We start from the raw sequence: 21,481 nt of genomic DNA, 5'->3' as shown, positions 1-21,481 counted from the left end.
TTTCAAATCGATACATCCAACCTTGAGCAAACAAATGAGTGAAATAATTTTTGGTATTCATGCCGTGCAGGCGCTGCTGGAACGTGATCCTCAGCGTTTCCAGGAAGTCTTTATTCTCAAAGGCCGTGACGATCGTCGCCTGCAGCCGCTGATTGCCGCACTGGAAGCTCAGGGAATTGTGGTTCAGGTGGCTAACCGCCAATGGCTCGACAGCCAGGTGGAAGGCGGTGTGCATCAAGGCATCGTGGCACGCGTCAAACAGGGTAAAAACTATCAGGAAGGCGATCTGCCGGATCTGCTGCAAAGCCTGGAAAAACCGTTTCTACTGGTACTGGATGGCGTTACCGATCCGCATAATCTCGGTGCCTGCCTGCGTAGCGCCGATGCTGCGGGCGTGCATGCCGTCATCGTGCCGAAAGATCGTGCCGCCCCGCTGAATGCCACGGCGAAAAAAGTCGCCAGTGGTGCAGCAGAGAACGTGCCATTGATTCGCGTCACCAACCTGGCACGTACCCTGCGTTTACTGCAGGAGTACAACATCTGGGTGGTTGGCACCGCAGGTGAAGCCGATCACACCGTGTACCAGAGCAAAATGACTGGCCCGATGGCGTTGGTGATGGGTGCGGAAGGCGAAGGCATGCGTCGTCTGACCCGTGAACACTGTGATGAGCTGATCAGCATCCCAATGGCTGGCAGCGTCTCTTCACTGAACGTCTCTGTCGCCACCGGCGTCTGCCTGTTCGAAGCGGTACGTCAGCGTTTGGCGTGATCCCTTCCGCAAAAGTGTTTCTGAGCCAGGCATAACTGCACATCCCCCTCATACTTGAACCATGCGTTTTATGAGGGAGATGCCACATTATGACCTGGACAACCCACAGCGTTTTCAATCAGCCCCATCCTCTCAGTAACAGCAATTTATTCACCCGCGATATCGCTTTGTGCGAGGCCGTGGCACGTGAGGGTGCTGGCTGGGACCGCGAATGGCTGGCCTCTGTCGGATTGCAACTGGGCAGCGCCGAATCGCTGGAGTTAGGCCGGCTGGCGAATACCCAACCGCCGGAACTGCAGCGCTACGACGCACGCGGTGAGCGGCTGGACGAGGTGCGCTTTCACCCGGCCTGGCATCTGCTAATGCAGGGATTATGTGCCAGCCGCCTGCACAACCTCAGCTGGCAGCCCGATGTGCAGCCCAATGCGATGGTGGCGCGTGCAGCGCGATTTATGCTGCATGCTCAGGTCGAAGCGGGTTCGCTCTGTCCGGTGACCATGACTCACGCCGCCATTCCGCTACTGCAAAATCATCTGCCGGAAGCCTACGCGGATTGGCGCGAGGCGCTGCTGAGCGATCGCTACGATGCGCATCACCAGCCGGGCAACAAAAAGCGCGGCCTGTTGATTGGCATGGGCATGACCGAGAAGCAGGGAGGAACCGATGTGCTCAGCAACAGCACGCGCGCGGAACCCATTGGGGCACGCGGCACGGGTGAACCGTATAGGATCACCGGTCACAAATGGTTTTTCTCTGTGCCGCAAAGCGATGCGCATCTCATTCTGGCGCAGACTTCGCAAGGGCTGAGCTGTTTCTTTCTGCCGCGTCTGCTGCCTGATGGCACGCGCAACGCGATTCGCATCGAGCGCCTGAAGGACAAGCTCGGCAACCGCTCTAATGCCAGCGCCGAAGTGGAATTTCAGGATGCGATTGGCTGGTTGATGGGCGAAGAGGGCGATGGCGTGCGGCTGATCCTGAAAATGGGCGGCATGACGCGCTTTGATTGCGCCTTAGGCAGCCATGGCTTAATGCGCCGCGCTTTGTCGATTGCCCTGCATCACGCGCAGCAGCGTCAGGTGATGGGCAAAAACCTTAGCGATCAGCCATTAATGCGCACCGTGCTGGCGCAGCAGGCTCTGCAACTGGAAGGGCAAACCGCGCTGCTGATGCGATTAGCGCGCGCATGGTCCACGCCCGCCAGCGAGCACGAGCGTTTGTACGCGCGACTGTTCACCCCCGCCGCCAAGTTTGGCATCTGCAAAGCGGGCATGCCGTTTGTGGCTGAATCGATGGAAGTGCTGGGCGGCATCGGCTACTGTGAAGAGAGTGAACTGCCGCGTCTGTACCGTGAGATGCCGGTCAACAGCATCTGGGAGGGTTCTGGCAACGTGATGTGCCTCGACGTGCTGCGCGTGCTGGGTCGTCAGGCGGACGTCATGACCATGCTCAACGATGAATTTGAAGCGGTAAAAGGCAGCAATCGCCACTTTGATCGTCGCTGGCGCCAGTTAAGGCTGCAGCTCAACCATGTGCGGGAAGGTATGGCACGTGAGGTGACGCAGGAACTGTTACAACTGGCGAGTGCAGCGATTCTGTTGAAAGTGGCAGAACCGCCGCTGGCCGATGGCTGGTGCGATCAACACCTGGATATGCGGGGGCGACGTTCGTTGAGTGACGACCTCTGCACGCGCTTACTGTTGCGCGCCAGCGCTGGCTGAAGGCGCACCATAGAGAATCGCAGTACCGTACCAAAAACCGGGCAGCGTGGTTTCATCCAGCATCAGGATTTGATAGTAAACCGCACCCGCCTGATTCGCGCGTGCGGCCAGTGCGCGCTCGGCATCATCCGGTGAACCACGGGTAGAGACCGTAATATTGCCCAGCTTGCGCAAGCCATAGCTTTGCGCGCGGCTGATTTCCTGCGCGTGGCTGGTCGGCGGCGGTGGGGCTTCCGGTGTGGTCTTAAACGCGGCACAACCGGTTAGTAACAGGCTCAACACCAGTAAAAGGCGATGCATAACACGCTCCTGAAAAGGAAGATGGCTCCAGTTTAGGCCATCTTCCTTGTACACATCAGTCTTTCAGATGAAAAACACTCACCAGCTGCGTTAAATGATGACCCTGCTGGCTCAACGTCTGCGCCGTGGTTTCGGACTGAGTGATCATATCGCTGCTTTGGTGCGTCGCCTGGCCAATGTGATTCATTGCCAGATTGACCTGGCCAATGCCCGCTGCCTGCTCTTGCGCAGCGATATTGATCTCGCCCATCAGCGTTTTCACCTGCTCAATATGGCTGACGATATGCTGCATTGCATCGCGCGTTTGCTCGGACAGCGCATGGCCAGCCGCTACTTTATCGATGGAGGTGGCGATCAGATTATCGATCTCTTTAGCCGCATTGGCACTGCGCTGCGCCAGCGCACGCACTTCCGCTGCCACCACGGCAAAGCCTTTGCCGTGCTCACCGGCACGCGCTGCTTCCACCGCCGCGTTAAGTGCCAGAATATTGGTCTGGAAAGCGATCGATTCAATCACATGGGTGATATCGGCGATGCTCTGTGAAGCCACGCGGATCTCCGCCATGGTTGCGACAGAGCGTGCCACCGTACTGCCGCCGTGATCAACGGTGCTGGCCGCTTCACCGACCAGCGCCATCGCCTGACGCACGTTGGCCGCGGTTTGCGCCACGGTTGCGCCAAACTGCTCCATGCTGGCAGAGGTCTCTTCCACGCTACTCGCCTGGCGGCTGATCTGTTCACTGATGCTGGAGCTACTGGCAGCGATGGTGTCAGTGCCACGGCTGATATCGCGTGCCGCATAGCGAACCTGACTCACCACTTTTTCCAGCCCATCGCCGATGCCGTTAATCGCCGCTACCAGTTGGCCGATTTCGTCACGACGGGTGGAATCCAGATGCGCCTGCAAATTACCGGCCGCATATTGCTCCGCCAGATGAATCACCTGCTGCAACGGACGCGTAATGGCGCGGCGGCTATACCAGATAAAGCCCACGGCGAAAGCGATCACCAGTGCAAAGCCAATCACAATAAACAGGTTACGGCTCTGGGTAATCGGGGCCAGCAGGCTGGCGCGACTCACTTCTCCGGCAATAATCCAGTTCCAGCCCGGCAGTTGCTGCCACGCCAATAACTTAGTCTCGCCATCGAGCTCAATACTCATTAACCCTTTTGGCTGGGTTAACAGTTGCTGCTGGACGGTCTGATCCCAACGCGGCAATTTGCCTTCTGATTGACGATCAAACAGATACTGTCCCTGCGTGCTGCCGGTGGCACCGTTTAACACAAAGAAGTTGCCACTGTCGCCGAGATGGCGCACCAGCACTTTGTCGCGCATCAGGGCGTATTGCGTATCGATCTGTACGCCAACGAACAGAATAGCGATCACCGCGCCGCTCTCATCCTGCACCGGCTGATACTGGGTGATATAACGATGGCCAAACAGCGTGGCCAGTCCGCGATAAACTTCGCCCTGATTGACGCTGCGCCATGCCGCGCTGCTGCGATCTAGTTTGGTGCCAATGGCACGATTGCCATCCTCTTTTTTCAGCGAGGTGGCGATACGGACATAGTCTTCACCGTCACGCACAAAGATGGTCGACACCGCACCGGTGCGATCGAGAAAATCATCCACCGCGACTTGATCGAGGTTGAGGGTTTTCAGCCCGGCGCGCAGCGTAGGCGTGCTGAATTCGCCGACCTGAATGCGATCGTTCTCATCACGACTAAAGCGCTTGGGCAGGAAGCTCTGGAAAAGTTTGGTGTAGTTCGCCACTTCTTCAGACAACGTGGCGTTAAACATGGTGGCCATTTCATTAATGCCCAGCACCTGATTCTGCATATCGTCAGTCGCCACGCTTAAAGACGTCAATACAGACAGTTTAATGCCGAGACCCATGGCGCTGAGAGAGAGACGCTTCATAAAGTACCTATTTCAAGACTATTGGAGGGGTACAAGATCAACGGCAAATGCGGCAAAAGGTTTAGTACAGAAATTATTCTGATTAAATGTGAAGTCGCTCGCGTTTTGCTGCTTAGCGCTTACACTGTGACGGGTGATAATCATTCTCAACGGAGGCGGTATGATTGAGTTGGCGACGGAAAACCTGGCAGGCATTGAGTGTATTCATGCGGCTCCCGCGGGACAGCGGCAGGCACGTTTACCCACCATCCTGTTTTATCACGGTTTTACCTCATCCAAAGAAGTGTACAGCTACTTTGCGGTGGCGCTGGCGCAGGCGGGGTTCCGGGTGGTGATGCCGGATGCCGACATGCATGGCGCGCGCTACAACGGGGATACCGAAGCGCGTATGACGCACTTCTGGGAGATCCTCAAACAGAACATCGACGAAGTGTCGCTGTTAGAAGCGGCGCTGCGTGAGAAAGACTGGATTGCCGATGAGCGCTTCGCAGTGGCTGGTGCTTCGATGGGCGGCATGACGGCGTTGGGCGCGATGGTGCGCTATCCACAGATTCATAGCGTCGCTTGTATGATGGGCTCCGGTTACTTTATGCAGCTCAGTCATACGCTGTTCCCGCCGCTGGTGGCGCGTACGCCAGAGCAAAAAGAGACCTTTGCCGCCCGCCTCGCACCGCTGGCGCCTTACGATCCCAGCCAGCAGCTGGATAAGCTGGCCAATCGCCCGTTGCTGTTATGGCACGGCGAAGCCGATGAAGTGGTGCCCTTTGCTGAAACTGTCCGGCTGGAGAAAGCGCTGCGTGAAGCCGCGTTGAACGAAAAAATGACCTACCTGTCGGAAAAGCAAATTGGCCATAAGATCACGCCGTCAGCCCTTACCGCGCTGGTGAGTTTTTTCAAACATCAGCTATAGAAACAACTCGGGCTGGCAAAGTGAGCCAGCCCGTTACGTCATCCGATTTACAGTTGTGAAGACAGACGATCTGCTGCACTGGTATTCGCACTGACTGGGTTACTGCCAGGCGCATCCAGCCGGTTGACATAGACATAGCCTGAAGCCGCATTGCTGCTGTTACTTCTCATCTGCTGCGCGTAGTCAGCGGAGCTGGCGAAAGCGGGTGGAGACAGGAAGAGACCCAGTAAAGTGGCGAAAATGATGGTTTTCATATTCGACTCCTCACTCCAGGGATTGCACTCTCAGACGCCGCGAATAAGCCAAACCGTTGCGCCTGTAAATAGTTTAGTTCTTCGCCACATTGATGCCAGATCGCCCTGTTGAACGCCTCCATCAGCAATTTTGAATAAACCCTCGCTAACCTGCTGAATCTTAATCCTTAGCACAAAAGGTGCGCTTAACTGGCATGACCCACGCGATTTGATGAATTGTGCGCTTGAGTTTCCAGGGGGACGCCAGTATGATTACGCGTCAATTTTTCAGCTGCATTCAGAGGTGTGTTTCATTTAAATGATTCACAACCTATAACGTTCCTTGCTTCCATGGGCCGCAGCTGACCCCGACAGGAGGCTGAATAATCCGTAAGGAGCTATCGATGCGTCATTACGAAATCGTATTTATGGTCCATCCTGACCAGAGCGAACAGGTTCCAGGTATGATCGAGCGTTACACTGGTGCTATCACCGGTGCACAGGGCACGATTCACCGTCTGGAAGACTGGGGCCGCCGTCAGCTGGCTTACCCAATCAACAAACTGCACAAAGCTCACTATGTTCTGCTGAACGTAGAAGCACCGCAGGAAGTGATTGACGAGCTGGAAACTAACTTCCGCTTCAACGACGCCGTTATCCGCAGCATGGTTATGCGCGTTAAGCACGCGGTAACTGAAGCATCTCCGATGGTTAAAGCGAAAGATGAGCGTCGTGATCGTCGCGAAGACTTCGCTAACGAATCATCAGATGACTCAGATGCTGGGGATTCTGAAGAGTAATCCGACATGACGGCAAATCGACTGCGCCTGTCAGGCACTGTGTGCAAGACGCCAGTTCGAAAAGTCAGTCCGTCAGGGATTCCTCACTGCCAGTTCGTGCTTGAGCACCGTTCTGTGCAGGAGGAAGCCGGTTTTCACCGGCAAGCCTGGTGTCAGATGCCGGTGATTATCAGCGGCAGCACCCATCAGGTGATTACTCAACATATAACGGTCGGTACGCAACTCGTTCTCGAAGGTTTCATTAGCTGCCATCAGGCACGCAATGGTCAGAGTAGAATGGTGTTACATGCCGAGCAGATTGAATTGATAGATTCTGGAGACTAGCCAAATGGCACGTTATTTCCGTCGTCGCAAATTCTGCCGTTTCACCGCGGAAGGCGTTGTAGAGATTGATTACAAAGATATCGCTACACTGAAAAACTACATTACCGAAAGCGGTAAAATTGTCCCGAGCCGTATCACCGGTACTCGTGCAAAATACCAGCGTCAGCTCGCTCGTTGCATCAAGCGCGCTCGCTACCTGTCCCTGCTGCCATACACTGATCGTCATCAGTAATTGGTAGTTGTCCATTAACGACTTTAAGAGGATAAGGTAATGCAAGTTATTCTGCTTGATAAAGTAGCAAACCTGGGCAGCCTGGGTGATCAGGTTAACGTTAAAGCGGGCTACGCTCGTAACTTCCTGGTTCCACAGGGCAAAGCTGTTCCTGCTACTAAGAAAAACGTTGAGTTCTTCGAAGCGCGTCGCGCTGAACTGGAAGCCAAACTGGCTGACGTTCTGGCTGCTGCTAACGCACGTGCAGAGAAAATCAATGCACTGGGCACCGTTACCATCGCGTCTAAATCAGGCGACGAAGGTAAACTGTTCGGTTCAATCGGTACTCGCGACATCGCTGATGCAGTGACTGCAGCTGGCGTTGAAGTGGCTAAGAGCGAAGTGCGTCTGCCAAACGGCGTTCTGCGTTCTACCGGTGAGCACGAAGTTGACTTCCAGGTTCATAGCGAAGTATTCGCTAAACTGGTTGTGAATGTAGTGGCTGAGTAATTTTTTACTCGGTAACGCGAAAACGCCGGCCATGTGCCGGCGTTTTTGTATCTGCGATTTACTGAGCGCGGATAAAGCTGCCGTCTGGCTGGCGAGTAAATAACACCGGGCCGTTGCTGCCATCCACCGTTAATCCTGTCACCACGCCTTGCGCGTTCTGACGAACCTTCACCTGCTGGCCATTCTTCAATGCGCTAAGCGGCTGATCGTCACCCTCGACGCGTGCCATCGCGAACACATCATTCACCGGCAGATTATTGTCGCGGAACAACTGTGCCAGCGTCTGACCTGATGCCACAGTATAGTTGTGCCACTCACCCTGAGAATCGGTTTTCGGTTGGGTGTTCTGCGGCTGCTTGTTATCGTAAATCTCTGCCTGTAACGGCACCTCTTTGCTGCTGTTATCTGCCGGGCGCTCAATGGGATATTGCGGCGTACTGCTCGGCCAGAGAAACGCTATTAGCAGAACCAGTAAGGCAATCACAATGCCACGGCGATGGAAGGCCGGTAGCGGGTTCATCCAGCGCACATCATCCAGCAGATGCCAGACGCGCAGCAGCACGGCGGGAACGCGGGAAGGGGTATCAGAAGCCATTCGTGAATCCTCCTCGCTGGCGGCCTTGCGCGAAAATTGCGGCAGCCAACGTTGCAACCTCGATAAAGTAAAAGCACGCGGTGCGCGCGTCCTGCGGCGTCGTGGGGCGATCTGGCCCATGTATTCTCTCTTTCTTAGCGCTGTACGACGAAAACGTTGCCACAGCTATAGTATGGGCAATGCGGGCGCGAAGTGCCTGCCAGCATTGAAAAATTTGACCTGCGTATTGTTTCTCTTTCCCTGGTAAATGTCATCTGCGGCGCTGCAGATTTTACGCCAGCCGCCTGCGCTGTTATGCTGCCGTTTCTATTTTCTCCGGGATTAAGGAATCAAGATGACCACCCCTTCATTCGACAGCGTCGAATCACAAGCAAGTTACGGTATCGGTTTACAGGTCGGCCAGCAGCTGCAGGAATCTGGACTGCAGGGCCTGCAGCCAGAAGCACTGCTCGCGGGTCTGCGCGACGCGCTGGAAGGGAACTCACCGGCTGTGCCTGTTGACGTGGTACATCGCGCGCTGCGTGAAGTGCACGAACGTGCAGAAGGCGTGCGTCGTGAGCGTGTGGAAGCGATGGCTGCTGATGGCCATAAATTCCTGGAGCAGAACGCCCAGCGTGAAGGCGTGAGCAGCACGGAATCTGGTTTACAGTTCAGCGTGATCACTCAAGGCGATGGCCCAATCCCATCGCGTCAGGATCGTGTTCGTGTGCACTACACTGGCAAGCTGATCGACGGTACGGTGTTTGATAGCTCAGTGGCACGTGGCGAACCGGCTGAATTCCCGGTAAGCGGCGTGATCGCGGGCTGGATTGAAGCGCTGACCCTGATGCCAGTGGGTTCTAAGTGGGAATTAGTGATTCCACAAAACCTCGCCTACGGCGAACGCGGTGCTGGCGCATCCATCCCACCATTCAGCACCCTGGTGTTCGAAGTCGAGCTGCTGGAAATTCTGTAAGCATTCAGCAATTCATTAAAACCGGCATAAATGCCGGTTTTATTGTTTGTAAATCTGGCTGATCTTTACCCAATTGACTAATACAATGAGCGAATCGAACGATTTAAGCGGAAGGTGCGAAATGTATTTACTCTCTGCCAACGAAGCTAAAACCCAATTTGGGGATATGCTTCTCAAAGCTCAGCGTGAACCGGTACAAATCAGTCGGAACGGAAAACCTGTCGCTGTTGTCATATCTGCTGAAGAGTTTCAGGCAATTGAACTCATGAAGCAGCAGTTTTTGCAGGAAAAAATTGCCCGAGCCAGGGAAGACGTTGCCAACGGACGACTGACCGACGGTGAAACATTTTTCAATCAATTACTGGATTAAATGGCCAAATTTCAGCTCACGGATGAAGCGCGGCAGGATCTTGTCGATATTCGTCAGTTCACCTTGCAGCACTGGGGCGAAGCGCAGTCTCATCAATACCTGAGACGTTTGCAGCGCACATTGCACACGCTGTCTGAACTACCGACGATGGGGATCAGCAGAGCGTCCGATCTCGCCGAAGGTGTACTCAGTTTTCCCTTTGTGAGTCATATGATTTATTACCAGGCAATCCAACAGGGAATTATTGTGCTCGCGGTGATGCATCAAAGCCGGGTGCCCTCTCTTCATTTGGCAGCCCGGCTATAGCCTGTTACTGCTTCTGCAAATCTACCTGCCAAATCGCAAAGCCGATCTCGTCACTGCCCACAGCTTTCATCGGATAATCAGCGTACTTCTCAATAAACTGCGTGGCTTTCTCGCCCGGTGCGGTTTCAAAACGAATATCCAGCGGTGTATCGCTGCTGATCGGCGCTAAACGCCAGTTATGATCGGCCTGCGGTTTCACTTCGCCGTGTACTTTGGTTTCGCTGCTGATATAAGCCGCGACCACTGAACGGTTCTCATCTGGTGAAGCAAACGCCACGTATTTATCGCCGGTGCCGGCAAACTTCCCGCCGTAAGCACGATAGTTGTTAGTGGCGACGAGGAATACCGCATTAGGGTCGATGGGCTTACCCTGCCATGTCAGATCCTTAATGCGTGAAGCGTCTTTGTTAATCAACGTACATTCGCCGTCATAGCGTGCAGGCTGCGTCACATCGATTTGGTAATCGACGCCATCAATCACGTCGAAGTTGTAGGTGCGGAAATCCCAGTTAATCAGCGCTTGCGGTTTACTGCTGTGCGGATCGATCTGATTAAACTGCGCGGCTGAGCATTCCAGCCACTCTCTCACCTGTGCACCGGTGACTTTCATCACCACCAGGGTATTCGGATAAAGATACAGGTCGGCGGCATTGCGGAAGGTCAGTTCACCTTTCTCTACTTCGGTATAGCTGGCGGGATCGTTTTTACGCCCACCGGCTTTAAACGGTGCGGCAGCCGAAAGCACTGGCAAGCGGCCGAGATCGGGATCGCCCTGAATAAAGTGCTCAACATAGGCGCGCTGGGCATTATTCACGATCTGCACAGTGGGATCGTCCTGCACCAGCGACAGATAGCTGTACATCACATCGGCGGATTTACCGATAGGCTTAGCAACAAACTCACGCGTGGCACGGTGATCCTGCTCCAGCACTTTCACCAGACCGCTGTCTTCTGCGGCCAGTGATTTTTTAGCAACCGGATCGTAAATGGGCCGCGCTTCAGCCTTGCCCTGCATGACCTGCCACTTGCCGCCTTCGTTATTCAGCACCAGATCGACCACGCCGAGGTGATCGCCCCACATGCCGGGCATCACAGAAGGAACACCGTTTAGTGTGCCCTGTGCAATGTCAGCGCCCTGAATGGCCGCGAACTCTTTACTGGGGAACACCGCATGCGCGTGACCAAACATAATGGCGTTAATCCCCGGCACCTGGCTGAGGTAGTATACGGAATTCTCTGCCATGGCGTGATAGGGCTCACTGCTTAGACCTGAGTGCGGAATGGCGATGATTATTTCAGCACCTTTTGCGCGCATTTCCGGCACATAGCGCTTCGCTGTTTCCGTGATGTCATCAACGCGCACTTTGCCCTGCAGATTGTTGCGATCCCACACCATAATCTGCGGTGGAACGAAGCCGATGTAGCCAATTTTTAAGCGATGCGGGTTACCGCTGCGGTCGGTAACGGTGGTTTCCTGGATGAGATAGGGGTTAAACAGCGGTTTTCCGCTTTTTCCATCGATAATATTGGCATTCACATAGGGGAAACGCGCGCCGGCAATCGCTTTTTGCAGATAGGGTAAGCCGTAATTGAATTCGTGATTGCCTAAGTTGCCTACTGCGTAATCCAGCGTATTCATCGCTTTATATACTGGGTGCACATCGCCTTTTTTCAGCCCCTTAGCCGCCATGTAATCGCCCAGCGGGCTGCCCTGAATGATGTCGCCGTTATCGACCAGCACACTGTTTTTTGCTTCTGCGCGTGCCTGTTGAATCAGCGTGGCGGTGCGCACCAGGCCAAATTTCTCAGTTGGTGTGTCTTTGTAGTAATCGAAATCCATCATATTACTGTGCAGATCGTTGGTTTCCAGAATGCGCAGATCCACTTTAGCGGCTTGCACCGTGGCCGCCGTCACACACAGCGCCAGTAACGACATGCTCGCTTTGAACATGATTTGCTCCTTGTCTGATCTAATGGGCCTCTCAAAATAATGTAAAACAATGACGAATTATCATTTCAATTTGTGATGTGTCTCAGACTTTCACGCATCAGCAGGCTTCGCTGTCCGCTAGAAAGGGAATCAGCATCGCGCCATAGCCGTCATCTATGAACTATGGTATTGATAATCATATAGATTGCCGTTTCAGACAGTTCAGCCGCAAAGCATGGGAACACAACTGCTAAAATGTGTAGAGGTGAGCTGTTGATGTCTGACAGGCAGAATCAGCGGAAAAGAGGTGAAGAATGTTAGATAAAATTAGCCAACTGGCGCGTGAAGCAGGCGATGCTATTATGCATGTCTATGCGGGTGAGCAGCCGATGGATGTGACGCGCAAGTCAGATGATTCCCCGGTCACGGCTGCCGATCTCGCGGCGCACAAAGTCATCGTTGAAGGGTTGGCCGCGCTATCTCCAGACGTGCCGGTGTTATCAGAGGAAGATCCGCCGAGCTGGGCGGTGCGTCAGAACTGGAAAAAATATTGGCTGGTTGATCCGCTGGATGGCACCAAAGAGTTCATCAAGCGCAACGGTGAATTCACCGTCAATATTGCCCTGATTGAAAACGGCAAGCCGGTGTTAGGTGTGGTCTATGCGCCCGCGTTGGGTGTGATGTATTCGGCAGCAGAAGGCAAAGCCTGGAAAGAAGAGGGCGGCCATAAGACGCAAATTCAGGTGCGCGAGGCGCGTCCACTGCTGGTGGTTGTCAGCCGCTCGCATGCGGATAAAGATGAAGAGCTGAAAGAGTATCTGACACAGTTAGGCGAACATCAAACCACGGCAATTGGCTCTTCATTGAAATTCTGTCTGGTGGCGGAAGGTAAAGCGCAGCTCTATCCACGTTTCGGGCCAACCAACATTTGGGATACCGGAGCAGGTCACGCGGTGGCGATTGCGGCGGGAGCCCACGTGCATGACTGGCAGGGCAAAACCCTCGACTACACACCGCGCGAATCCTTCCTGAATCCGGGTTTCCGCGTCTCGCTTTTTTAGTTCCTGACGCGCACCTTGCGAAAGCAGCCTGTGTTTTCGCTATTCATACCGGGATGAATACAGAAGACAGGCTGGGCAACACAGGGTCGCCATTAATGGCGACCTCCGTTTTTACTGCAACAGCTCACGGATGAGTTTCATCGCCTGCTGCACTTCATCCTGCGTAAGTGCACCCTCTTTGGCATATCGCACATGCCCGGTCTTATCCAGCACCACAATTGCCGAACCCCCTTTCTCCAACTGCCAGACCTTACGCACGTTGCCATTGCTGTCGACAATGAACTGCGACCACGGATATTGCTGCTTGTTGCTCTCAATACTGCTGCGCACAAACATCCCCGTGCCGGGAATCGCATCGTCGGTGTTCACAATGGTGGTAGTCTGGTAACGGTCATGCGGGAATTTCGCCGCTTTGATCGCTTCAATCAGCGCGGCATTCTGTTCTTTGGCCGAAGAACGCCCGGCAATATGTAAGATCACACGCACTTTTCCACTCAGCTGCGCGCTATTCCACGGTTGGTAGCTAAACTTATCTTGTTGATAAAGCAGTTCGCCTCTGTCGCTCACGCCCACTGGCGGAACACGATCGCCGATCTCAAAAGCATGGGCTGAGACAAGGCTGGGAACCAGCAGTGCCAGGGCTAACACAGAGTGTGCCAAACGCATGGTGATACTCCTTAGTGATCCGACCAGTTATTCATGTTTTTGCAATATTAGGTGTGGATGATGCGCCTGTCGCGATGAGTTAACAGCTTTGCAACCCACGCCACAATTCCTTAATGAGTGAGGGTTTATACTGGGTTTTGTGAACGGCATAACAGAGTGTTCTGTAATAATGTGTCAATTCAGTAAAAAATTCACCTTTTCGGAACATACGTAACGATTGGTGTTCTATAGTTATGCCTCATTTGCGCTTCATGGGTTCGTACCGGATTTGGCAACGACGAAGCGTAGTACATCTGTTCAGGAGTTAGACAGTATGAAAATCTTCCAGCGCTATAATCCGCTGCAAATTGCGAAATACGTAAAAACGCTTTTTAAAGGAAGGTTGTATATCAAGGATGTTGGCGCGTTTGAGTTCGATAAAGGCAAAGTGATGTTGCCCCGCGTCAAAGATAAACAGCACCTTAGCGTGATGTCCGAGATCAACCGCCAGGTCCTGCGTTTGCAAGCCGAGTACAACTAAGCAGTAAAAAGAAAGGGCGCCATGCAATCAGGCGCCCTCAGTAGCGGCGCGAGAAATCGCGCCTTGTTTTTTTCTGCCGCCCGGTACTATGGCGACTCCAGCTCATCAGTGGCGCTCTTCGTCACACTCAGCACCGGTGGACGATCGTCAATACGCGTCACCAGCAGCTGATCGATGCGATAACTGTCGATATCTACCACTTCAAACTTGTAACCTGAGAACTTGACGAAATCGGTGCGTTTCGGGATTTTGCGCAGCATGTACATCATAAAACCACCAATGGTTTCATAATTGCCGGACTGTGGGAAATCATCGATATCCAGCACGCGCATCACGTCATCAATCGGTGTGCCGCCTTCAACCAGCCATGAGTTCTCATCACGCGCCACAATCTGCTCTTCCTGGCCCTGGCCGACCAAATCACCCATCAGCGTGGTCATCACGTCGTTGAGGGTAATGATCCCCACCACCAGCGCGTATTCGTTCATGATTACCGCGAAGTCTTCGCCAGCAGTTTTAAAGCTTTCCAGCGCTTCAGAGAGCGTTAATGTGTCCGGCACAATCAGCGCAGAGCGAATCTGCACGCCGCTGCTCAGGGTCAGGCTCTGATTGCCCAGCACGCGCAGCAGCAGCTCTTTGGAATCGACATAACCGACGATATGATCGATGTCGCCATCACATACCAGAAATTTTGAGTGCGGATGCTGGGCGATTTTGGTTTTGAGGCTGTTTTCGTCTTCGTGCAGATCAAACCACACCACGTTCTCGCGTGACGTCATCGAAGACGGGACGGTACGCGATTCCAGCTCAAAGACGTTTTCGATCAGTTCGTGTTCCTGTTTACGCAGCACCCCAGCCAGAGCACCGGCTTCCACCACCGCGTAAATATCGTCGGAGGTGATGTCGTCTTTACGCACCATCGGCAGCTTGAAGATGCGGAAAAACACGTTGGCCAGCCCGTTAAACAGCCACACCAGCGGACGCATCACCAGCAAGCAGAAGCGCATCGGATTGATGATGCGCAGCGCCACCGCTTCCGGCGCGATCATCCCCACACGCTTCGGCGTTAAATCGGCAAACAAAATAAACAGGCTGGTGACCACGGTGAAGGAACAGATAAAGCTGAGCTGATCGGCCAGTTCAGGGGCCATAAAGCGGCTAAATAAACTGCTGAAGGCGGGGGAAAACGCGGCATCGCCGACAATACCACCGAGGATGGCCACGGCATTGAGGCCAATCTGCACCACGGTGAAGAACATGCCAGGCTGTTCCTGCATTTTCAGCACGCGCTGCGCATTGATGTTGCCTTCATCGGCCAGCAGTTTAAGTTTGATCTTACGGGCAGCCGCCAGCGAGATCTCAGAAAGAGAAAAGAATGAACTGATCACAATCAGTAAAAGAATGACAAGTAAGCTATCGAGCATAAAAGATCCGTTGGGTTAATCACTTGTCATTTTTGGCCTGGGCAGCGCAGGAGAACATCCAGTATTCGCCTGTCATACAGGGCTATCCGTGCCAAAAATGTCTGCGCCATTTCGACAAGGAACGTTAACGTCGGGGCAGAAAGGAAAGCAGGTCATGCCTGCTGGGTGCTGATTATAGCAGCAGCGCTTATGCCGCCGCCAGAGGCGCGCACAAGGAGGCCGGAATAATCCGAGTGCACTCCCCTCAGTCGCAGAAGTGCGGCTTCGGTGTTGTATCGCCACCTCCATTTACCGACAATAGGAAATGATTTGGCTTAGTGACCATTTTTCCTCAGCCATCCGCCAAAAAGAGCGGCTATGCTGATGGGTAAGCGAGTGGTGGTGATAGCCTCCGATGAGAAATAACGCCCCTGCGGAATAAGGGGCAGGCATTATTAACAGGAGTACGCGTGCCGCGATTGCATATTTATTGTTTGGCCAGCCTGTTGCTTGCTGCACCTGCCGTTGAGGCAGCGAAAGTGCGCTTGCAGCTGGAAGGGCTAACCGGGGATTTACAGAAGAACGTCAGGGCGCGCTTGTCCACCATTGGAACTGACGAAGTGTCGAGTGATGGGCGCTTCCAGGCGCGTGTCTCGCAGGCGATTAAAGAAGGCTTGCGGGCACTCGGTTATTACGAACCTGAAATCGATTTCGAATCACGTCCCGCGCCGCCGCAGGGCGGTCGACCGGTGCTTATCGCCCACGTTAAGCCGGGCGAACCGGTGAAAATCGGTGGCAGCCACATCGTGGTCGAAGGTGCGGCGAAAAATGATGATGATTATAAAGCCTGGGTGAAGCAGGGCACGCCGAAAGTCGGCACCCAGCTCAATCACGGCGAATACGACAAATTTAAAAATGGCTTCTCCAGCCTGGCACTGCGTAATGGTTACTTCGACGGTGACTTTAAGCAAAGCCAGCTTGGCGTTTCGGTCGAAAGACGTGAAGCATTCTGGGATATCGATTACGACAGTGGCCCGCGCTACCGTTTTGGCGATGTCAGCTTCCAGGGCTCGCAAATCAACGAAGCCTATCTGCGTAATCTGGTGCCGTTCAAAAAGGGCGACCCTTACAGCTCGCGCGATCTGGCGGAATTAAACCGCCGCTTGTCAGCCACGGGCTGGTTTAACTCGGTGGTCGTTGCCCCGGAATTCGACAAAGGTCGCCAGACCAAAGTGCTGCCGCTGAATGCTGCCGTTTCGCCACGCGTTGAAAACACCATCGAAGCCGGTGTCGGCTATTCCACCGATGTCGGCCCGCGCCTGAAAGGCACGTGGAAAAAGCCGTGGATCAATAGCAGCGGTCATAGCCTCACTGCCAGCTCCTATATTTCCGCACCTGAACAACAGCTCGATCTCAGCTATAAAGTGCCCTTGCTGAAAAGCCCGCTGGAGCAGTATTACACCTTCTCCGGTGGTTTGAAGCGTACCGATCTCAACGACACCAAAGCCGATACCACCACGCTGGGCGTGTCGCGTAACTGGGACAGCAGCTCTGGCTGGCAGCGCGCGGTTAACCTGAAGTGGAGTCTCGATCACTTCACCCAAGGCAGTGTCACCAACACCACCATGCTGCTCTATCCGGGCGTGAGTTTGAGCCGCACGCGTTCACGCGGTGGCTTGATGCCGACCTGGGGCGATTCGCAGCGTTATTCCGTCGATGTCTCCGATACCACCTGGGGATCGGATGTCGACTTCCTGATCCTGCAGGCGCAAAACGTCTGGATCCGTATGCTGGGCGAGAAAAATCGCTTTGTGGTACGCGGTAACCTGGGCTGGATCGAGACCAACGACTTCGACAAAGTTCCGCCGGATCTGCGCTTCTTCGCCGGGGGCGACCGCAGTATTCGCGGCTACAAATACAAAGATGTCTCGCCGCGCGACAGTGACGGCAAGCTGACCGGTGCCTCCAAAATGGCCACCGGCTCGCTGGAGTATCAATACAACGTGACCGGCAAGTGGTGGGGCGCGGTGTTTGTCGATTCCGGTGAAGCGGTAAACGACATCAAACAGAGTGATTTTAAAACCGGTGCTGGTATTGGCGTGCGCTGGGCTTCTCCGGTCGGGCCAATCAAATTTGATATCGCACGGCCGATTGGCGATGACAAGGAACATGGTTTGCAATTCTATGTAGGACTGGGGCCTGAACTATGAAGCTGTGGAAAAAGGTCCTGATTGGATTCGGTATTTTTCTGGTGGTGCTGTTTGGCAGCGTGGCTTTTCTGATTGGTACTACGCCCGGATTGCATCTGGTGCTGAAAGGTGCCGATCGCTGGGTGCCTGGTTTATCGATCAACAAAGTCGAAGGTGGCTGGCGCGATCTGACGCTGAGTGGTGTGAAGTATGAGATGCCGGGCGTCAGCGTGGATGCTGGACGCTTCCATTTGGCGCTCAACCTGAACTGCCTGCTGCACTCGTCGGTGTGCGTGAATGACATCGGCTTGCAGGATGTCAGCGTGGTGGTCGATAGCAAGAAAATGGCCCCGGCCGCTGCACCACCGCCGCAGGAAGAGAGCGGTAGCACCAACCTGACCACGCCGTATCCGATAACGCTCAGCAAGGTCGGGCTGCACAACATCAACGTCAAAGTGGATGACACGTCCATCTCGCTGCTGGACTTCACCACCGGCCTCAACTGGCAGGGTCGCGCGCTGACGTTAACCCCAACGCATATTCAAAGCCTGCTGATAGCGCTGCCGAAGGCGGCGAAAGTGGTTGATGAGCAAGTGGTGCAGCCGAAAGTGCAACAGCCGCAGCCGGATGAGAAACCCTTGGGTGAAACGCTGCAAGAGATGTTTGCCAAACCGCTGTTACCCGAACTGCCTGACTTCCAGCTGCCGCTGGATATTACCGTTCAGGAGCTGCTCGGCGAACAGCTGCGCCTGACCGGCGATACCGATGTGTCGATTACCCGTCTGTTGCTGAAAGCCAAAACCGCTGACCGCCATCTTCAGTTAGAAACCTTTGACATCGATTCACCGCAAGGGCAGGTGAATGCGAGCGGTGATGCGCAATTGGCGGATAACTGGCCAGTGAATTTCGCGCTCAGCGGATCGTTAAATCTCGATCCGATCAAGGGCGAGAAGATCAAAATGAACCTCAGCGGTGCGATGCGTGAAGAGCTTAAGTTGGGGCTGAATCTCTCTGGTCCGGTCCGCGCACAGCTGGATGCCGCTGCGCAACCGGCGGTGGCGGGTCTGCCACTGTCACTGAAACTCACCAGCCCGGAGTTGCGCTGGCCGCTTACCGGCCCGGTGCAGTATCAGGCGGATAACCTCGATTATCAGTTCAAAGGCAAAGCCACTGATTATGTGATGTCACTGCGCACCGCTGTGAAAGGCGAAGCCGTGCCGCCGGCGACCATTGCGCTTGATGGCAAAGGCAACGTGCAGCAGTTCAGTCTGGACAAGCTGCGCGTGGCGGCACTGCAGGGTAACGTTGATTTAACCGCGCTGGTGGACTGGAGCAAAGCCATCAGCTGGCGCAGCGAACTGACGCTATCCGGCATCAACACCGCCAAACAGTACCCGGACTGGCCTGCCAAACTCGACGGCAAAATCGCCACGCGTGGCAGCCTGTACGGCGGAAGCTGGCAGCTCAGCGTGCCGCAGCTGGAGCTGAAAGGGAACGTGAAGCAGAACGCCGTCAGCGCCAATGGCTCACTCACCGGCAACAGCTATAACCAGTGGAAAATCCCGAGCATTAATATCGCGCTGGGCCGCAACCATCTGGACGTGAAAGGTGAGCTGGGCGACACGCTCAACCTGGATGCCAATATTGATGCGCCGCATCTGGATAACGCACTGCCGGGACTCGGCGGCGTGGCGAAAGGCACGGTAAAAGCACGCGGCACCTTGCAGGCACCGCAGCTACTGGCCGATCTCACGGCAACCGGCTTGCGCTGGCAGCAGCTGCAGATTCGTCGTGTGGCGCTGGAAGGTGATGTGAAATCCAGCGATCAGATCGCCGGCAAGCTGCAGTTGCGCGTCGAACAACTGCAACAGGATGCGCTGAAGATCAATCTGTTGACGCTGAACGCTGACGGCAACGAGAAGCAGCATCAGCTCAAACTGAACGTCGAGGGCGAACCGGTCTCTGGCCAGTTAACGCTCAACGGCAGCTTTGATCGCAAAACCGAACGCTGGCAGGGCAATCTCAACAACACGCACTTTGATACCCCGGTCGGCGAATGGCGTCTGACGCGTGCGATGGCGATTGATTACCTCAACACTAAGCAGACCGCCACCATCGGTCCACACTGCTGGCAGAACCCGAACGCGCAACTGTGCGTACCCGAGCCGATTGAAGCCGGGGCCAGCGGTCATGCTCATGTGGTGCTGAACCGTTTTGATCTGGCGATGATCAAACCTTTCCTCACGGATGCCACCAAGCTTAATGGCGTATTCAGTGGGGATGCGCGTGTGAACTGGACCGCCGACGGCGCGCTGCCAACCGGTACGGTCTCGCTGAAAGGTAACGGCGTGAAAGTCGAACAAGACGTGCAGGGCAACACGCTGCCGATCGCCTTTGACACGCTTAATCTGAATGCCGCAATGCGCAACGGTCGTGCCCAACTCGATTGGCTGATTCACATCGTCAACAACGGCCAGCTGAGCGGTAATGTGCAGATTGCCGATCCGCAAACCCGTCGCCAGCTGTCAGGTAATATTGGTATCAGCAATCTGTCGCTGGCGATGTTCAATCCGGCGTTGATGCAGGGTGAAAAGATTAAAGGCAACCTCAACAGCAACTTGCGTCTGGGCGGCACACTGCAACAGCCGCAGGTGTTTGGCCAGTTGGGGTTGAGCGATGTCAACGTGCAGGCCAGCTTTATGCCGGTCACACTCACCTCCGCCAATCTGAACATGGTGTTCAATGGCATGAGTTCGACGCTTAACGGCCTGTTACAGACGACGCAGGGCAACCTCAATCTGGGCGGCAATGCCGACTGGAGCCAGCTGGATAACTGGCGTGCGCGCATCACCGCGCAGGGCAACCGTATTCGTGTCACCGTGCCACCGATGGTGCGTATGGATGTTTCGCCGGACCTGGTGTTTGAAGCCACGCCAGCCGCCTTCAATCTGGATGGCAAAGTGGATATTCCGTGGGCGCGCATCACGGTGCAGGAAGTGCCGGAAAGTGCGACGGGCGTCTCCTCGGATGAAGTGATGCTGGATCAGAATCTCAAACCGATCCAGCCAAAAACTGCTGCGATCCCGATCAATAGCAACCTGGTGATCCACGTCGGCAACGATGTGCGGCTGTCAGCCTTTGGTCTGAAAGCCAAGCTGAATGGCGATCTTAAACTGGTGCAAGATAAAACCGGTCTGGGCTTAAACGGACAGATCAATATTCCTGATGGCCGCTTCCACGCTTACGGGCAGGATCTGATTGTGCGTAAAGGCGAGTTGCAGTTTGCCGGGCCGCCAGATCAGCCGTACGTTAACCTTGAAGCGATACGTAACCCGGAAGCCACCGAAGATGATGTCACCGCCGGTATTCGCGTCACCGGCCTGGCCGATGAGCCGAAAGTCGAGGTGTTCTCTGACCCCGCCATGTCGCAGCAGGAAGCGCTTTCTTACTTATTACGCGGTCAGGGACTCAGCAGTGATGGCGACAGTAATGCATTAACTTCAGCACTTGTGGGGTTAGGGGTTGCACAAAGTGGTCAGGTTATGGGTAAAATCGGCGAGACATTCGGCGTCAGTAACCTCGCACTTGATACCACCGGTGTGGGCGACAGCCAGCAGGTGCAGGTGAGCGGTTATGTACTGCCGGGTCTACAAGTAAAATACGGTGTTGGCATATTTGATTCACTGGCGACGTTAACCTTGCGTTACCGCCTGATGCCCAAACTCTATTTGGAAGCCGTGTCCGGTCTCGATCAGGCACTGGATTTGCTCTATCAGTTTGAGTTTTAGCA

21 protein-coding genes are annotated in these 21,481 nt (G+C 54.6%); 14 read left to right on the top strand and 7 right to left on the bottom strand.

Annotation, left to right across the window (positions count from 1 at the left end; all coding sequences use genetic code 11):
- Nucleotides 1-34: 34 nt before the first annotated feature.
- The gene (gene rlmB / locus AC6I8L_RS17730) at nucleotides 35-769 is read left to right on the top strand and encodes a 23S rRNA (guanosine(2251)-2'-O)-methyltransferase RlmB (protein WP_034829342.1); all 735 of its coding nucleotides are present in this window, start codon (nucleotides 35-37) and stop codon (nucleotides 767-769) included.
- An 89-nt stretch (nucleotides 770-858) separates the two neighbouring features.
- Nucleotides 859-2,487: an isovaleryl-CoA dehydrogenase gene (locus AC6I8L_RS17725; RefSeq protein WP_058959552.1), complete on the top strand. Its 1,629-nt coding sequence runs from the start codon at nucleotides 859-861 to the stop codon at nucleotides 2,485-2,487.
- Here AC6I8L_RS17725 and bsmA read toward each other — a convergent pair.
- The gene (bsmA, locus tag AC6I8L_RS17720) at nucleotides 2,461-2,787 is read right to left on the bottom strand and encodes a biofilm peroxide resistance protein BsmA (protein ID WP_058959551.1); all 327 of its coding nucleotides are present in this window, start codon (nucleotides 2,785-2,787) and stop codon (nucleotides 2,461-2,463) included. The genes AC6I8L_RS17725 and bsmA overlap by 27 nt on opposite strands.
- A gap of 55 nt (nucleotides 2,788-2,842) precedes the next feature.
- Nucleotides 2,843-4,708: a methyl-accepting chemotaxis protein gene (locus AC6I8L_RS17715; protein WP_498013942.1), complete on the bottom strand. Its 1,866-nt coding sequence runs from the start codon at nucleotides 4,706-4,708 to the stop codon at nucleotides 2,843-2,845.
- A gap of 160 nt (nucleotides 4,709-4,868) precedes the next feature.
- Here AC6I8L_RS17715 and yjfP point away from each other — a divergent pair, with 160 nt between their 5' ends.
- Nucleotides 4,869-5,618 carry an esterase gene (yjfP, locus tag AC6I8L_RS17710; protein ID WP_058959549.1) on the top strand — a complete coding sequence of 250 codons (750 nt, stop codon included), beginning with the start codon at nucleotides 4,869-4,871 and terminating at the stop codon, nucleotides 5,616-5,618.
- 47 nt (nucleotides 5,619-5,665) lie between these two features.
- Here the strand turns inward: yjfP and AC6I8L_RS17705 are convergent, their stop codons facing one another.
- The gene (locus AC6I8L_RS17705; protein WP_034829327.1) at nucleotides 5,666-5,872 is read right to left on the bottom strand and encodes a hypothetical protein; all 207 of its coding nucleotides are present in this window, start codon (nucleotides 5,870-5,872) and stop codon (nucleotides 5,666-5,668) included.
- Nucleotides 5,873-6,255: 383 nt separating this feature from the next.
- On the opposite strand from AC6I8L_RS17705, the gene rpsF reads away from it, so the two are divergent.
- From rpsF to rplI, 4 genes are read left to right on the top strand one after another with little or no spacing between them, the layout of a single operon-like run.
- Nucleotides 6,256-6,651 (top strand): 30S ribosomal protein S6, encoded by a 396-nt coding sequence (rpsF, locus tag AC6I8L_RS17700; RefSeq protein ID WP_034829324.1) that lies wholly within the window; start codon nucleotides 6,256-6,258, stop codon nucleotides 6,649-6,651.
- Nucleotides 6,652-6,657: 6 nt separating this feature from the next.
- Nucleotides 6,658-6,975: a primosomal replication protein N gene (gene priB / locus AC6I8L_RS17695; protein ID WP_034829319.1), complete on the top strand. Its 318-nt coding sequence runs from the start codon at nucleotides 6,658-6,660 to the stop codon at nucleotides 6,973-6,975.
- A 4-nt stretch (nucleotides 6,976-6,979) separates the two neighbouring features.
- Nucleotides 6,980-7,207 (top strand): 30S ribosomal protein S18, encoded by a 228-nt coding sequence (rpsR, locus tag AC6I8L_RS17690; protein ID WP_002210155.1) that lies wholly within the window; start codon nucleotides 6,980-6,982, stop codon nucleotides 7,205-7,207.
- A gap of 39 nt (nucleotides 7,208-7,246) precedes the next feature.
- Nucleotides 7,247-7,696, top strand: a complete 450-nt coding sequence (rplI, locus tag AC6I8L_RS17685; RefSeq protein ID WP_034829315.1) for a 50S ribosomal protein L9 — start codon at nucleotides 7,247-7,249, stop codon at nucleotides 7,694-7,696.
- A 58-nt stretch (nucleotides 7,697-7,754) separates the two neighbouring features.
- Here rplI and AC6I8L_RS17680 read toward each other — a convergent pair whose 3' ends face one another.
- Nucleotides 7,755-8,411 carry an OapA family protein gene (locus AC6I8L_RS17680; protein ID WP_153012265.1) on the bottom strand — a complete coding sequence of 219 codons (657 nt, stop codon included), beginning with the start codon at nucleotides 8,409-8,411 and terminating at the stop codon, nucleotides 7,755-7,757.
- 214 nt (nucleotides 8,412-8,625) lie between these two features.
- Between AC6I8L_RS17680 and bamJ the strand changes: the two genes are divergently transcribed.
- The 3 genes from bamJ to AC6I8L_RS17665 all read left to right on the top strand — a co-directional run bounded on the left by bamJ (nucleotide 8,626) and on the right by AC6I8L_RS17665 (nucleotide 9,922).
- Nucleotides 8,626-9,246, top strand: coding sequence for a BamJ family beta-barrel-assembly machinery protein (gene bamJ, locus AC6I8L_RS17675; protein ID WP_034829310.1), 621 nt, complete (start codon nucleotides 8,626-8,628; stop codon nucleotides 9,244-9,246).
- A gap of 121 nt (nucleotides 9,247-9,367) precedes the next feature.
- The gene (locus AC6I8L_RS17670) at nucleotides 9,368-9,616 is read left to right on the top strand and encodes a type II toxin-antitoxin system Phd/YefM family antitoxin (protein WP_038644444.1); all 249 of its coding nucleotides are present in this window, start codon (nucleotides 9,368-9,370) and stop codon (nucleotides 9,614-9,616) included.
- Entirely contained in the window at nucleotides 9,617-9,922 is a 306-nt protein-coding gene (locus AC6I8L_RS17665) for a type II toxin-antitoxin system RelE/ParE family toxin (RefSeq protein WP_034829305.1), read from the top strand.
- A 4-nt stretch (nucleotides 9,923-9,926) separates the two neighbouring features.
- Here AC6I8L_RS17665 and AC6I8L_RS17660 read toward each other — a convergent pair whose 3' ends face one another.
- Nucleotides 9,927-11,873, bottom strand: a complete 1,947-nt coding sequence (locus AC6I8L_RS17660; RefSeq protein ID WP_058959548.1) for a bifunctional 2',3'-cyclic-nucleotide 2'-phosphodiesterase/3'-nucleotidase — start codon at nucleotides 11,871-11,873, stop codon at nucleotides 9,927-9,929.
- A gap of 293 nt (nucleotides 11,874-12,166) precedes the next feature.
- On the opposite strand from AC6I8L_RS17660, the gene cysQ reads away from it, so the two are divergent.
- On the top strand, nucleotides 12,167-12,913 hold the full coding sequence (gene cysQ / locus AC6I8L_RS17655; RefSeq protein WP_034829301.1) for a 3'(2'),5'-bisphosphate nucleotidase CysQ: 747 nt from the start codon (nucleotides 12,167-12,169) through the stop codon (nucleotides 12,911-12,913).
- A gap of 111 nt (nucleotides 12,914-13,024) precedes the next feature.
- On the opposite strand, the gene AC6I8L_RS17650 is transcribed toward cysQ, so the two are convergent.
- Entirely contained in the window at nucleotides 13,025-13,579 is a 555-nt protein-coding gene (locus tag AC6I8L_RS17650; RefSeq protein WP_058959547.1) for a YtfJ family protein, read from the bottom strand.
- Between the two features lie 313 nt (nucleotides 13,580-13,892).
- On the opposite strand from AC6I8L_RS17650, the gene AC6I8L_RS17645 reads away from it, so the two are divergent.
- The gene (locus AC6I8L_RS17645) at nucleotides 13,893-14,099 is read left to right on the top strand and encodes a DUF1107 domain-containing protein (protein WP_031280153.1); all 207 of its coding nucleotides are present in this window, start codon (nucleotides 13,893-13,895) and stop codon (nucleotides 14,097-14,099) included.
- A gap of 86 nt (nucleotides 14,100-14,185) precedes the next feature.
- Here the strand turns inward: AC6I8L_RS17645 and paeA are convergent, their stop codons facing one another.
- A complete protein-coding gene (paeA, locus tag AC6I8L_RS17640; RefSeq protein WP_034829259.1) occupies nucleotides 14,186-15,523 on the bottom strand; it encodes a polyamine export protein PaeA in 1,338 nt (445 codons plus the stop codon).
- Nucleotides 15,524-15,972: 449 nt separating this feature from the next.
- Here paeA and tamA point away from each other — a divergent pair, with 449 nt between their 5' ends.
- Together tamA and tamB are read left to right on the top strand one after the other, a co-directional pair.
- Complete coding sequence (tamA, locus tag AC6I8L_RS17635; RefSeq protein WP_058959546.1) at nucleotides 15,973-17,712, top strand: autotransporter assembly complex protein TamA; 1,740 nt, start codon at nucleotides 15,973-15,975, stop codon at nucleotides 17,710-17,712.
- Nucleotides 17,709-21,479: an autotransporter assembly complex protein TamB gene (gene tamB / locus AC6I8L_RS17630; RefSeq protein WP_058959545.1), complete on the top strand. Its 3,771-nt coding sequence runs from the start codon at nucleotides 17,709-17,711 to the stop codon at nucleotides 21,477-21,479. Before tamA ends, tamB begins: the two co-directional genes overlap by 4 nt.
- The last annotated feature ends 2 nt before the right edge of the window (nucleotides 21,480-21,481 follow it).

Source organism: Type-E symbiont of Plautia stali (genome assembly GCF_059731115.1).
This window is presented reverse-complemented; position numbering and strand designations above follow the sequence as displayed.